This window comes from Paenibacillus tyrphae (genome assembly GCF_024158745.1).
GTDB lineage: Bacteria > Bacillota > Bacilli > Paenibacillales > NBRC-103111 > Paenibacillus_G > Paenibacillus_G tyrfis_A.
Genome location: NZ_JAMZAW010000002.1, coordinates 304,447 through 318,663 on the forward strand (window position 1 = coordinate 304,447; position 14,217 = coordinate 318,663).

Consider the following 14,217-nt stretch of genomic DNA (forward strand, 5'->3'; position numbering starts at 1 on the left):
TTGTAAATGTTTCGTCAATAGGATTTGCGTGGAATTTAAGGGCGAATTATTGAACAAATTACCAACGGCTATCCTTCTTGACGAGGCAAGCTTTGCAGCGCCGCGTTCACAAGCAGGTCGTAGAAATCGTCGTCCTCTTCCAGCCTTTCTTCTACCGCGAGAATATCCTCTTCCGATCCCGATTCTTTGGAAAAGATCAGGCTGTAGCTCCAATCCTTCGCATTTTTGCTGTACAGCGTAATTTCATACGGCGCTTCATGCCCTTCATATTGAAACTCGACATGGCCCACGTAGCCGTTCTCTTTACTGTGCGTCATCCGGCTTCCCATGATACTTACGTTCATTCGTCAGCTCATCCCTTTCTGTTTGTCTATAGACATTATCGCCTTTTTCGCCCGCTATGCACCAGCCTTTTTTTATTTACGCTTTGTCCCGCAGCGTTTCTGCAGTCGACGCCACCCGGCTTACCGCACTGCCTATTTCGCCAATCGTATGTACCAGCCGGTCCATCTCGCTGCCGACCTCTTCCGTCCGATCGATATTCGTTTGCATCGAGTGTACGATTTCGCCGAACACCCTCCGCGCTTCCAGCGCTTCCGTACGGCTCGTTTCCACGACTTGACGCACCTCGTGAATGGAACGTACGACCCGGTCATTGCACTTATCCGATTCGGTAACGATATCCGCAATGCGCGTCAGCGTCTTCTTCGTATCGTCGGACAATTTGCGCACCTCGTCGGCGACAATAGAGAATCCTCTTCCGTGTTCCCCGGCCCTGGCCGCCTCAATGGCCGCATTCAGAGAAAGCAAATTGGTCTGCGCCGCAATGTCTTGTACGATCGTAACGATATCCTTAATCTGCGACGACAATTCGTTCAACTGCACGGCAGACTGCTGCATATGATCGGCGCGCTCGTGAATGACGACGATTTTCGCTTCCAGCGCCTGAATCTGCTCCTGCCCTGTGCCGGCCATGTTCTGGCTCGATCTCGACTGCTCCGCCATGGAGGCAAAGGCTTCTTTCACGTCGCTGCTCGTTGCGATTAACGTCTCGACCGCCGCGTTATTTTCCTGCGTTAGCGCGGCGAGCTCCTCGCTTAACATGCGCAGATCGCTGCGGTATTTTTCATGCTGCAGCTCCCGCTGGCGCAAATTCTCTTTTTCATACGCTTCCAGCACGAGCTGCTGCTCGAAGTTGAACAGCTTGGTCAACACCCGGTTAATCGCCACCATGTCGTCTTTGTGCTGAACTTGACTGACGACAGCGTCGATAAATCCGTTCTGCAGATTTTGGAAAGCGCTTAAATACCACTTTGGCTCCAGTCCGATCCGCTCGTGAATCAGGGCGATTTTCGTTCTCTTTTCTATAAACGCCCGGTCCATTTTGCCATCGAGCAGCTCGGTCAAATGCGTCTTCATCGTCCGGGTCAGCCGTTCGACGGTCGAATTATCCCGTATAATCCGGTCCAGCTTGTCCACTTGCAGCACGGCTTTGTAAAACGAATCGACAATCTCGTCGATCCGCCCCTTGATCATAGGCTTGAAAACGGCGAGTATACGCAAATCCTCTTCAGACAAAGCGATCATCCTGAGCTGTGCCTCCAGCTCCGCATCGTTCACTTTACAAGTAACTTCAGCCGCGTTCAGCTTGTCCTGCTGCAATAACGAAACATGTCCCTCCGGCGCGGCGCTACCTTTCCCAAACCAACGGGCAATGGTGTGAAACGGACACTTGCTCATAAAACGGACCCCTCCTGTTTATCTGTGTCGGTCCCGAACGCACGAAAAAAACCGCAGCAGCGCGCGCGGCTTCTATGGTTGGCGTTGAAGTGGCGGAATGTCACAACAGTGGCAACCTGGCGATCGTTCTTCCCGTTCGGGAAGGGCAGACCCATGGCTTTGCGTCCCTGCTTTTCAGACAGGTATGCCTTATTCCTTATGAATATGTAAATACTTGATCTATTCTACTACAGTTTGTGAGCGTTTTCTAGCACGATTTATTTTACTTTACCTTCAGGGGCTGCGAATTATTTTTTTCGACACATCCTGTAGAATATTGTAAAATGGAAAAGAACAGGACGAATAGGAGGGAAATTCTGTATGAACAAATGGTACGCTATGCTGCCGGCCTGTTTGCTATGGACGGCACTTGCGGCACCGGGCTTGGCAGGCGCAGCAGATCCGCAGGTGCGCGTGTATCTGGACGGCAAGCCCATCAAATTCGAAGTTCAGCCCATTTTGGACAACGGAACGACGCTGGTTCAATTTCGGCCGATTTTTGAAAAAATAGGGCTCACGGTCGGCTGGGACGAGGCGACGCAAACCGTAACCGGCACGATGGACGACCTCTCCATTAAGCTGGTCATCGACGATACGGACGCTTATATCAACGACCGGGTGAACGAGCTTGAGCTTGCGCCCCGGCTGGTCGAGGGCAATACGTTCGTCCCGCTGCGGTTCGTCAGCGAAGCGAGCGGCAAAGAAGTAACATGGGACGGAAAAAGCATGTCGGTACATATAAAAAGTCCGGCGGATTCGACGGGGCCCGGGAATTCCGGCGGAAATTCCGGCGGCGGCTCCAAGCCTGGCAGCGGAGACTCCAGCAAACCGGGCAGTGGCACGGACACGACCAAGCCCGACAAAGGAGACTACACCTATCCGAACGGGGACAGGTATACCGGCCAGATGGTGAACGGGTATCCCGAAGGACGGGGCAAGCTGTACAACCTGGGCGGCAAGCTGCTGTTCGAAGGCACGATGTCGAACGGGCTCCCCGGAGACGGCCACCTCAAGAGCTACTACGAGAACGGCCAACTGGAATTTGACGGGAATTTGAGAAACGGGGTGCGCACCGGCTCCGGCAAGCAGTACTCTTCCACAGGCTCACTGCTATTCGACGGCACCTTCTCGGTCGGCGAGCGGGAAAAAGGAACGCTGTACTACGACAACGGTGACAAATATACCGGTCCTTTCGATAACGACAAGCCGAACGGAGCCGGCAAGCTCGTCTACAAGAACGGCGACGTGTACGAGGGAGATTTCTTCGATGGACGGCGCGAAGGCAAAGGAACCTATACGACGACCAAGGGCGAGAAGCTGGTCGGGGATTTTAAGAACAACATGATGAACGGAATCATCTCTCATTATGACAAAAAAGGCACCTTGCTGTCCGTCAGCGAATTTTCCAACGACGTCCTGATCCGCAAAGTCGATATGGGCAATGGCAATACGACGCTGCCGAATACGAATCCTTCGGCGCAGCCGGACAGAGTCAAGCTTGAGAATGAGCGTCACGAGAAGCTCGTGAATTCGATACGGGATAATTACAATCAGAACAAAAAGCAGCTGGAGGACCAAATTGCCCAAATCCGCAAGGATAACCCGGGAACCTACTCCAGCCAGGCGGAATATAACAAAGCGCTGAAGGAAGCCGAGACGAAGCAGACGGATATTTCGAATAGGCTGAATTCGTTAGCGGGCGATTATTCCAAGGCGGCGGAGGCGGCCAAGGCCGAGCTGAACAAGCAGCTGACGAATGTTCAGACGCTGATCACGCAGATCCATGCCAAAGGGTCGGCGCAACAGCGGATCGAGGCGTTGAGGGATCAGTTGAACTTCCTGAGAGACAATTACAACAACGAGTTGAAAAGAGCGAACGACCAGCACTTGGAAATCATCAAGCAGCTGAAGTAATCATGATCCGTTGTTCGTTATAACTTACAAACGTACAAAAAGGCCTGCATCGTTTCTGATGCAGGCCTGAGTTTGTTGAGAAAGTGGTCTTATAAAAAATAGAGAAACATACGGAGGTGGGGTATCTACTGGAGGAGCGATAGCGATCGCCTTTGTCTGCGGGAAATATCCGCTGCTAAGCGGCTTCAATCAAAATTTCCCGCGGACAATAGCGACCGGAAGTAGATACCCCACCCCCTTCGTAACCTCTATTACCTCAATTGATCACTTTCTCAACACTCTGAGGCCTGCATCGTTGCGGATGCAGGCTTTTTGCGCATGCCCTCGTGCTTACCCTTTGACGGAGCCGCTGGTCATGCCGGCGATGAACGACTTGTTCATCAGGAAGTAGACGACCAGAATCGGGAGCATCGATACCATCGAGCCGGACAGCATCAAGTGCCATTCCGCCGCAGCGTTAGCGGAGTACTTCAGCGAGATGACGCCGACCGTCAGCGGCCGCAAGTCGGGATTCGTCATCGTAAAAATAAGCGGGAGCACGTATTGGTTCCACGACTCGCGAAACGTAAACAGCCCGACGACACCGAGGCCCGGCGTAAGCAGCGGCAAAATAATGCGCCAATAGATCCCGAAAAATCCGCAACCGTCGATCGTCGCCGCCTCATCCAAGTCTTTCGGAATGGAGCGTACGAACCGCTCAAGCAGAAAAATATTAAAGGACAAGTGCGTACCCACGAAGATCAGTACGATGCTCCACAGCGACTTGTGCAAATGCACCTCGCGCATCATGTCGTAGAGCGGACGGTACGTAATGGCCCCGATCGTGATGAACATCGTGACCGCAAGGACGGCCATGATGAGGCCGCGTCCCGGAAACATGCGCCGGCCGAGCGCATAAGCACCCATCGAGCAGACGATGATATTGATGACCGTGGACGCGATGGAGATAAACAAGCTGTTCCACGTATATTTTGCAAAGTTGGCCCGCTCCCAGGCCTCGGCGTAATTTTTCCAATGCCATTCCTTCGGCCAGATGCTTGTACTGTTCAGCAGCTCGAAGTTCGACTTAAACGAGCCGAATAGCGTAAAGACGACCGGATACAATATAGCGATGACGATGCTCAGCAGAAAGATCCAGACGATCGTCCAGGCCAGCAGCGGGCCGACGCGTACGGAAGCGCCCTTTTTGGCGGCGATTGTGCTCATGATACGGTTCCTCCTTCCTTAATGCGCCTGACTGGATTTGCGCGAGATATATAAGTAAGCTGATGTAAGCAGACCGACGATCAGCGCGGAAACGAAGCCTACGGCAGCGCCGTAGCCGTACTGCTGCACGACCGCGTCGCCCTCGGACACCGGGAAGAACAGCTTGTAGATGTACAAGTACATGACTTCCGTTTTGCCGCCGGGACCTCCGGCTGTCAAGACCATGATGCTTTCGTAGCTCTTGAGCGTATTGACAATCGCCAGCATGACGATGATTTGCATGACCGGCCCGAGCAGCGGTATCGTAACGTACCAGAACTGCTGAACCTTATTGGCGCCGTCGATGGCCGCGCTTTCGTACAAATCGTTCGAGATGCCCTGCAGGCCCGCGAGAAACAGCACCATGTAGTTCCCGACCGCGCCCCAGATGGCGACGAGAATGGCGGTAAACATCGAGTACTTGACGCCGAGCCATTCGATCGGTTGATCGACTAGTCCGATCGACATAAGCATCTTGTTAATAATCCCGTTGTACGAGTTGAACATCAGGTAGAAGACGAGCGAGATGACGGCCGTACTGATGATGGTCGGCATGAAAATGATGGCGCGCATCGTATTTTTGCCGAACAGCTTGTTGTTCAGGATGAAAGCTAAAATAAGAGAAAGCGGCAAAGTAATGACGAGCTTCCCGGCCGTAAACACCAGCGTGTTCCAGACCGAATGCCAATACTGCGAGTCGCGCGTGAACAGCCGGACAAAGTTTTCGAGCCCGATGAAGGTCGCATCCGAGAAGCCGTCATAGTCATAGAACATATATTTGAAGGCCCATGCCAGAGGATAGATGGCAAACAGCAGCAGGAGAACGACCGTTGGCAGAACCATGATGTAAGGTCCCGTATATTCCTTCAATCTTTTTTTGAGCGGCACGCAAATCAGCTCCTTCCAAAGGCGGTTTTTGGCAAAAAGAGAGCAGGCGACTCCCGGATATCCATATAGGAGAGCCACCTGCTGCCCGGTCGTTTATGCAAACGAGAACTTTATTTTTTAATTTGGCTGCGCGGGTCGAAATTCGGCTCGACGATCCGCTTCATGTTGCCGGCTTTTTCTTCGTTGTTCAAGCCGTCGTTGTAACGCTTGTTCAGATCTTCGATCCCTTTGTCAAGCGGCGTCAGGCCGAGAATCGTCTCGGAGATGACGTTCTGCCACGGCTTGCCCTCGATTTTGTGTACGGGATAGGCCGGCCACATGACATCGTCCTTCGGCGCGAATTCCTTGAAGTTTTTGAGCGTCGGCTCTTTCGCTTTGCCGAGAACGCTGGGCACGACGCTGATGCCTTTACCCTGCTCGTAGTAAGGAACGAGCACGTCATCGCTGTAGAGGAAGTTCAGCAGCTCCCAGGCTTCTTTTTTGTGCTTGCTTTTCCCGGACATATACAGCCAGGATGCGCCGCCGTTGATATAGTTCGCGCCCTTCGGCGTTCCGCCGTCGAGCGTCGGCACCTGCGCTACGCCCCAGTTGACTTTGGTCGGGAACTGCGTATCATACACACCCGGCTCGGCGGACAGCGAGAAGTACATGCCGATTTTGCCTGCCGCAAACTGGTTGCGCAGCGGGTCGATATCCAGCGATTCGTAGCCCGGAAGAATGCTTTTGTTATCGACGATTTGCTTCAGCGCTTGGACGTAAGGCTTCAGCACCTCGAAATCATACTTCCCGTTTTTCCAGTCGTAGTAGTCTTTGCCGTCGAGACGAACCATCGGCAGCAGTCCGCGCTCGAAGGCCGAGGCAGGCGTCTTCATATTTAACGCGAAGCCGTATACGTTATCCGCTTTGCCGGCTTCAGTAATTTTTTTCGCATAATCCACAAGCTCCGCCATCGACTTCGGCGGCTCGCTCAGGCCGGCTTTGGCGAACAGGTCTTTGTTATAAACCAGCCTCCAGGTTGTACCGTAGTTCGGAAGGCTGTAGGTTTTGCCGTCCAGCGAGTTTTGCCGGTCGACCTTCAGAAGATTGTCGCCAAAGCGAGACTTTACTTCCGGCGTCAAAAATTCGTCGAGCGGTTGAATCGCTTTCATTTTGACCAAATCTTCTAACTTGAGCTTCATTTTGGCGTTGAAAATGTCCGGCGCCTCGTCCGCTTGAATCGCCGTTTGCAGCGCTTGCTCGTAGTTGTCCGTCATGATCTGGGATTCGACTTCGATCTTGCCTTTAAACTTCTGATTGAACTCGTCCAGCTTCGTTTTCATCAAGTCGGCGTCATGCCGCGCATTGGTCCAAAATTTCAGCTTGACCGGTTGGCCGCTTGCCCCGCCGCCGCTTTCGGAGCCGGCTTTCGTTTGTTCGCCGCCGCCGCATCCTGCCAGCGCCGATGAAGCCAGTGCCATCGCCAACCCGAGCTTTACATAGCTTTTTGTATTCACGAACTTCGTCCTCCCCTATAAGATTCTCTGCGTATACGTGAGTTGATCTTCCTATTTCCAAGTATAGCGAACCGTGTCGAATTTCCTAGGGAGGGAATTTTCATGAGCGAGGGGGAGGATTTACTCCTCCTTGAGCTGTCGAGAAACCCGCTTCGCGCAGAAAACTCTCAGCATACGCCGGTGGGGTATATCCCTCCAGCCGCTCTTGAAACCCGTGAACTTGATTAGAATTTGCGGTATTTTCACGGGTTTCAAAGGCGGACGTAAACTCTTACGGGATATACCCCACCTCTATTTGTCTGAGTTTTTCTACTTCCGGGTTTCTCAACACTCCAGGGGAGGATTTACTCCTCCCCCGTCGAGGTGCCGAGCCGCTGCTCGCGGTACTCGGACGGCGTGATGCCGTTCTTTTTCTTGAAAATTTCGCGGAAATATTTGCGGTCATGGTATCCGAGCCGCTCGGCAATCTCATAGATGGGAATCGCGGCGTCCTCAAGCCAGTCTTTGGCCTGGGCCAGCTTCAGATCGGTGACGTACTCCACGAAGGAGATTCCCGTCTCCCGTTTAAACAGGCCGCTGAAGTAGTTGGGGCTGACGCCGACATAATCCGCTACCGCCGACAACCCGATCGGCTGAAGCAGATTCTGCTCGATGAACGTCTTCGCTTCGCCGACAATGGATTTGGAGCCCGCTTGGACAAACTGCTTGACCAGCATCGCCGCCTGATGGAACCAGACCGGAATATGCTCCTTCAGCTCGCCCAGCTTCGCGCGGTTGCACAGCTCAAACCACGCCTCGGGCAGCGGGCCCCGTTCCCCTTCCGCCATCCCCAGATCGTGCAGAAGCCGGTTCAGCGCAGTGACAAGCTGAATACAGGAGAAGCGGAAGTCGGCAGGCTTGCCCTCCTCCCCTTCGAGCGCACGGAAGAAGGAAGCCGCCGCTTCCTGGGCCGATTCTGCCTGGCCCCGCCTGACGAGCGTCAGCAGCTCCTGCTCCTGAAGCGCCGGGTAACCGGTCCGCTTCATCCGAAACGGAATCAAGTCCTCCACGTGCACCACCTGGTTGTTCCCGAAAAAATACATATGCTCGATTGCCTCGCATGCTTCCCGGTATGCGCCGGGCAGCTCGCGCAGCTCCGGACATAACGAGCTGATGCCGATCGTTACCGTGAGGCCCGAATGCTTCTCCACCGAAGTGCGGCACCAGTCCGCAAATTTCAACAGCTTTTCCTTGATCTCTTTGGCCAGCTCGGCCGGATCGTAATTGACGAGCATCGCCAGCAGGCCCCACTCGGCATAAAAAGCGATGCCTGTCCCCCACGACGACAAGCAGTCGCCGATAATGTTCTCGACGATAAAGCGGCTGAGCTCGACTTCCTCTACGGGTTTATGCGAAATTTCATCGAAACGGTCGATCGCGACAGCCAGCAGCGCGAAGCTCGAAGGCTTGAGCGGAATTTCTGCAAAATCCCATTTATCCCGCAAGCGTACCTGCCGCTCGTCCCGAAACCGGATCATCTCGTTCAAATATTGCTGCCGCAAGGCCGGCAGGCTGCGCCGGATCGTCTGCTGAAACTTTACCCGCTGCGCGTCCCGCTCCTGCTCCATGCGCAGCTCGCCGAGCAGCTTGGCGATAATCCCGGTCATTTCTTTAATGTCAACCGGCTTCAATACATAGTTCGAAGCGCCGAGCGCGAGCGCTTGCTTCGCGTAGTCGAATTCCTCGTAGCCGCTAAGTACGACGAAACGGACGGCCCGCTCGAAGCGTGCTCTGATGTGCTCCATCAGCTCGATCCCGTTCATATTCGGCATCTTGATATCCGTCACGATGAGATCGGCCGGATTGCTTGCATAGCAGAGCAGCGCCTCCTTGCCGTCGAGTGCGATGTCGACCTGCGATACGCCGAGCGTCTCCCAAGGAATATGCTTGCGGATGCCCTGCACGACGCTCTCCTTATCGTCCACCAGCAGTACTTTCATGCGGTACCTCCTCCTTCGCATCCCGGATGCGGATCTCGAATTGCGAGCCTTCCCCTACCCGGCTCTCGACCCGGAACGATGCGCGTTCCCCGAAAAAGTAACGGAGCCGTTCCTTGATATTCATAATCGCGTAACCTTCTCCGCTCTGAGAAGCGACGCCCGTCGCTGCGTCGGCGTCATACAGCGGTGCGTTGAAAAGTCCGATCAGCTCCGGATCGATCCCCGAGCCATTGTCTTCCACGGTCAGCACCGTCGTGTCCGTTCCTTCCCGGAAGGTTTTCACATAGATCCGGTTATTTTGATACTCGTTGTCTTTAAACGCGTGCAGCACCGCATTTTCCGCCAAAGGCTGCAGGATGATTTTCGGTACGACGATTTCCTTCGTCCGCTCGTCCACCGACACCTCGAACGCAAACTGCCGCTTGTATTGATAATTGACGAGCTTCAAATACTGCCCGACGTGTTCCATTTCTTTCTCCACGGTCGTCGCTTCCTCGCCCCGATTCAGACTGAGCCGGAAGAAGCGGGACAACGACAAAATAATATCGCTGGCCGACGAATCGTTGAATTCGAGCGATTTCCAATAAATTTCGTCGAGCGTATTGTACAGAAAATGCGGATTAATCTGCGCTTGAAGCGCGCGCATCTCCGCCCTCCGCTTCGCGAGGCTCTCCTCCACCACCTGCTTCAGCAGCCGCTGAATTTGGTCCAGCAGTTCGTCGAACCGCCGCCCCAGCTCGCCGATCTCATCCCGGCTCTCGGAAGCGAAGCGCACGTCGAGGTCGCCTTTTTGGGCTTGGGACATGAGCCGCTGCAGCCTGCGCACCGGAAGGGTAACCCAGCGGGCGATCGATTTGTTCATGAAGAAAGAGAACGCCAGCAGCGCCACCGTTAGCAGTACGGTAAAATATTTAATGTAAGCGATCTTGACGAGCAGCTGCTTTTTCGGCTGAACGACTAGCGCCTGCCAGCCGGCAATCGGAATCGGCTTATGATTGACCAGATACGTCTGATCTCCCAGCTTCACTTCGAAAAACGACGGTTTGACCGAGAAATCCGGCACCTGCGCCTGCTCCAGAAACTGTTCCGTCACCTCACTGCGGGAGGATAGCAAGATCGGCCGACCGTTCTCGTCCAAAATCATCGAGAACCCGTCGGGCACCAGTTGGATGCTCTGCAGGTTGCGTTCGAAATAGTCTGCCCGCAGCGAGATCACCAAATAATTGTCCAGTTCCAGCGCTCCGGTGGCCGTCGCTGGTCTGCTAACGAGACCGATCACCGCCCCTTCCTCGACAAAGAGCGGATTTTCCCCGGCGTAGACCCAACGGTTCGTCGATGACGGCTTAATCGCTTCGTAATACGCCGTCTCCTTGAAATCGGTTTCCTTTCTTGCCGCCGGAACCCCTTCGAAAAATTCTCCCTTGGGCGTGTATAAATAAATTCCGCGAATCGTAGGGGAGGACAGACTCGCTTTCGAGAACAGCGAAAATACGTTATTGAAAATGACGGAATACGTTTCGTCCGACCGGTTCTGGCTCCATTCGATCGCCCGTGCCAGCTCGTCGCTGGAATTGATCCAGTACAGCTTGTCGCTGACGTTCTTCAGCTCGTTGCCGACATTGGCGCTAAGCTGGCTGACCGTCCGGTCTGCGGCGTTATAGGCGTACTCTTCGATATAGCGGGCCGCCTGATTGAACGAGAATGCCCCCGTCAGCGGCACGGCGATCAGAATGACGATGGACGTCATCAGGAACACCTTCCATTCGAGCCCCCAATCGCGGAAACGCTCCGTTGCCCGGCGCATGCGGGCTCCGAACCACGGCATAGCCACCACCTCTTTCTAGTCTGTTGTAGCATAAACCTCAGGGCCCGAAAAGGGATAAAAATTACAGGCTCTCCTGCTTCGAGCGTAAATATACCGCCTCTCCTCCCTGACGCCCGGCAAAAAAAATAAACCGCGCCTTGAATGGCTCAAGGTTACGGTTTACAGTTTCAGTGCATGGCTCGCGCCGGCGGCGATGAATTTATAGCCTACGCCATGGACGTTGATAATATATTTCGGATTCGACGGGTCCGGCTCGATTTTCTTGCGAAGGTTGCTGACGTGTACGATAATCGTTCTCGTATCGTTGAAGCTTTCCTGTCCCCAAATTTCGCGAAACAGCTGCTCGTGGCTGAAGGTTTGCTCCGGACGCGAGGCGAGAAAGCTCAGCAGATCGAATTCCTTGCGGGACAACGTTACTTCTTGCCCGTTCACTCTCACCACACGGCTTAACCGGTCGATCCGCAAATGGCCGACGACCAGCTTGTCGGGCTGTCCTCCCGCCTGCTCCGCCGCAGCCAAATGCGGCCTGCGCAGATGCGCGCGCACCCGGGCCATCAGCTCGTTCGGGCTGAATGGCTTCGTAATATAATCGTCGCCGCCCAGATTCAAGCCGGCGATTTTGTCCGCTTCGTCTTTTTTGCAGCTCAAAAATAAGATCGGCACGGGAGAAACCGCCCGAAGCTCCCGGCATACTTCAAAGCCGCTTCGCCCCGGCAGAAGCACGTCCAATATCGCCAGATCCGGCCGCTCCGCCTCCGCGATCTTAAGCGCTTCTTCGCCGCTGATTGCGAGTAGGACACGGTAATTGTTTTTTTCCAAGTAAAGACGGATCACTTCCCGAATCTCGGGATCATCTTCCACAACTAACACTGTTTGCTCCGTCATCCGTTTCACCACCGCATCGATGTAGTTCCCTGGTCCTAAGAAGAGAATAAACAATTGGACTGCTGCCGGTCAAGCTTTTTTTGGGGATCGGCAACAGGTATCGTGAAGCAGAACACGGTTCCGTGTCCCGGTTCGGTCCGGTCGACCCAGATGCGTCCCCCATGGTATTCTATGATTTCTCTGGATATGGAAAGCCCGAGCCCTTTGCCGCCCGCAGCAGAATTGCGCGATCGGTTGCTGGTATAGAACCGGTCGAACACGTAAGGCAAATCCTGTTCGTTAATACCGCCCCCCGTATCGCTGACCCGGCACAGCAGTTGTTCTCCGTCGTCGATCATTTCTACCTGAATAGAGCCGCCTTCCGGCGTGAACTTGATCGCATTGAAGATCAAGTTGCTGAACACCTGATGCAGCCGCTCCAGATCGACCTCCACCGCGGAAAATTCACTCGCCGGATCGTCGCCTCCGGCCCGAAGCGTCAGCATATAATGAATGCCCGCATTGCGCGTATCCAGCTCGTAGCGGCTGAACAGCAGCTCGATCAGGCGGTCGGTGCGCATGAGCTGCTTTTTGAAGGTCACCTGTCTGGCTTCAAGCTGGGAGAGCTGGAACAGGTCCTCGATCAACCGGTCCATGCTGATGACTTTGCTGTGTATAAGCCGCAAATAACGCTCTTTCTGCTCCTCCGTATCCACGATGCCGTCCAGCACGGCCTCCAAATAGCACTGGATCGTCGTCAGCGGCGTGCCCAAATCGTGCGATATGTTGCTGAGCAGCCGGCTTCGGGATTTCTCCATTCGCGACAGCTCATCATTTTTCCGCTGCAGCTCCAAATTCGCCTGCTCGAGATCAGCCGTCCGTTCCTTGATCTTGTTATGCAGCCCGCTGTTCAGCTGCGTCAAAGCAGCCGAAAGCTTCTCCTCGCTCCCGTACCCCCGCGACAGCTTGACCGACAGCAGCACCGATTGGGAGAAAATAAAGATCAGCAAGCCAAAAGCGGACATCTTGTCCGTCGTCTGCACCAGTTCGTGAGCATACAGCATATCATTGACGAGTGTAGCGGCAAAGATCAAGCTGGCGAGCAGCAGCAGCCCTCCACCCTCTCTTCTGCGCAAAAAGGCGAGCACGATGATGCATAAAATGTAGCCGACACCCGCTCCCACAATGAGCTGCAGGACGATGAGCCATTTCGTAATCAGCATGGTTGGCAGCAGCGGAACGACAACGGCGTACAGCAGTGTTACCGCGCAGAAATACGTCGTTATTTTCCGCGAGCTTTCCCTCGGATACATGCTGGCGAAAAACAAGACGAACAGCGGCATGCTCAAATCCGCCGTCAAATACTCCAGAACGAGCGCCAGCGTCCAATCGAAGCGGGGAAACGCCTGGGTCACGACCATTTCCCCGATCAGCGCCATGCGCAGGCAGAATACAAGGCAAAATAATCCGAAATAAAGCATGGCCAGCTCTTTGGTCCGTACGACGAACAGGCCGAGATGATAAAGCCCCATAATCAGCAGGCTGCCGATCAGCAGCGTATCGAAGCCGACCGACAGCTGCTTCGCCCTCGCCACCGATTCGAATAGGCCGAATTCGATCGGCTGCCGGATGCCGCCCTTCTCGTGCGAATAGTTCGATACTTGAAGAACCAGCACCAGTTCCTTAGTATGAGTATGAGCGACGGCCAGCTGGGTTAAAAAATGAGGCTTCGATTCCGGCTCGGACTTGCTTGCGGTTCCGGCGGACGCGATTTCCTTTCCGTTTACCCAGAGCTTATAAGACGTGTAGATCGGAGGAAGCCGCAGGGCGAGCATCCGATCATCATCGGACAATAAAATTTTGAGGCGGTATGTGGCGTACCCTTCGCCCGTCAGCACCGTCCCGTCCTTCGTCATGCCGTTCCAGGAACCCGGAAGACCGGCGTAGCTTGGCGCACCGAAGCGTTCCGCAGCCAAGTCTTCGGGATGCTTGAATTCGTTCCAGTAAAACTCCCACTCGCCATTTAGCGGAAGGTGTCCTTTCCGATCCCAGTTCCATTGCCGCAGATCCAATTCGCCTCGTACCGCCGTCGGCGAATTGCCGTAGGTGAAGAACAACCGTTCCCCCGCAATCAGCCCTACGATCAAAAAAACGACAATGGTAATAAATGCGGCAACCCGCCTCGATATTCGTTCCAGCGGCATATGCTACCTCACGCTCCTCCGGCTTC

Annotated in this window: 10 protein-coding genes and 1 riboswitch; of the genes, 1 reads left to right on the forward strand and 9 read right to left on the reverse strand. The window is 54.3% G+C overall.

The annotated features are described in order from the left end of the window. Positions 1–68 precede the first annotated feature (68 nt). A complete protein-coding gene (locus NI000_RS03980) occupies positions 69–344 on the reverse strand; it encodes a hypothetical protein (protein WP_253407926.1) in 276 nt (91 codons plus the stop codon). 76 nt (positions 345–420) lie between these two features. Next, a complete protein-coding gene (locus NI000_RS03985; RefSeq protein WP_253407928.1) occupies positions 421–1,740 on the reverse strand; it encodes a globin-coupled sensor protein in 1,320 nt (439 codons plus the stop codon). Positions 1,741–1,847: 107 nt separating this feature from the next. Continuing rightward, positions 1,848–1,939: riboswitch (cyclic di-GMP riboswitch) on the reverse strand. 161 nt (positions 1,940–2,100) lie between these two features. On the opposite strand from NI000_RS03985, the gene NI000_RS03990 reads away from it, so the two are divergent. Continuing rightward, positions 2,101–3,693, forward strand: coding sequence for a stalk domain-containing protein (locus NI000_RS03990; RefSeq protein WP_253407930.1), 1,593 nt, complete (start codon positions 2,101–2,103; stop codon positions 3,691–3,693). A 330-nt stretch (positions 3,694–4,023) separates the two neighbouring features. Here the strand turns inward: NI000_RS03990 and NI000_RS03995 are convergent, their stop codons facing one another. The 7 genes from NI000_RS03995 to NI000_RS04025 form a co-directional block, all read right to left on the reverse strand. Then, complete coding sequence (locus NI000_RS03995; protein WP_051775513.1) at positions 4,024–4,899, reverse strand: carbohydrate ABC transporter permease; 876 nt, start codon at positions 4,897–4,899, stop codon at positions 4,024–4,026. A gap of 18 nt (positions 4,900–4,917) precedes the next feature. Continuing rightward, on the reverse strand, positions 4,918–5,826 hold the full coding sequence (locus NI000_RS04000) for a carbohydrate ABC transporter permease (RefSeq protein WP_253407932.1): 909 nt from the start codon (positions 5,824–5,826) through the stop codon (positions 4,918–4,920). 110 nt (positions 5,827–5,936) lie between these two features. Next, positions 5,937–7,319, reverse strand: a complete 1,383-nt coding sequence (locus tag NI000_RS04005) for an ABC transporter substrate-binding protein (protein WP_253407934.1) — start codon at positions 7,317–7,319, stop codon at positions 5,937–5,939. Positions 7,320–7,663: 344 nt separating this feature from the next. Then, the gene (locus tag NI000_RS04010) at positions 7,664–9,298 is read right to left on the reverse strand and encodes a response regulator (protein ID WP_253407936.1); all 1,635 of its coding nucleotides are present in this window, start codon (positions 9,296–9,298) and stop codon (positions 7,664–7,666) included. Beyond that, complete coding sequence (locus NI000_RS04015) at positions 9,273–11,123, reverse strand: cache domain-containing sensor histidine kinase (RefSeq protein WP_253407938.1); 1,851 nt, start codon at positions 11,121–11,123, stop codon at positions 9,273–9,275. Before NI000_RS04015 ends, NI000_RS04010 begins: the two co-directional genes overlap by 26 nt. A gap of 159 nt (positions 11,124–11,282) precedes the next feature. Continuing rightward, positions 11,283–12,008, reverse strand: coding sequence for a response regulator transcription factor (locus tag NI000_RS04020; protein ID WP_253407940.1), 726 nt, complete (start codon positions 12,006–12,008; stop codon positions 11,283–11,285). A gap of 35 nt (positions 12,009–12,043) precedes the next feature. After that, positions 12,044–14,191, reverse strand: a complete 2,148-nt coding sequence (locus tag NI000_RS04025; protein ID WP_253407942.1) for a sensor histidine kinase — start codon at positions 14,189–14,191, stop codon at positions 12,044–12,046. Positions 14,192–14,217 lie beyond the last annotated feature (26 nt).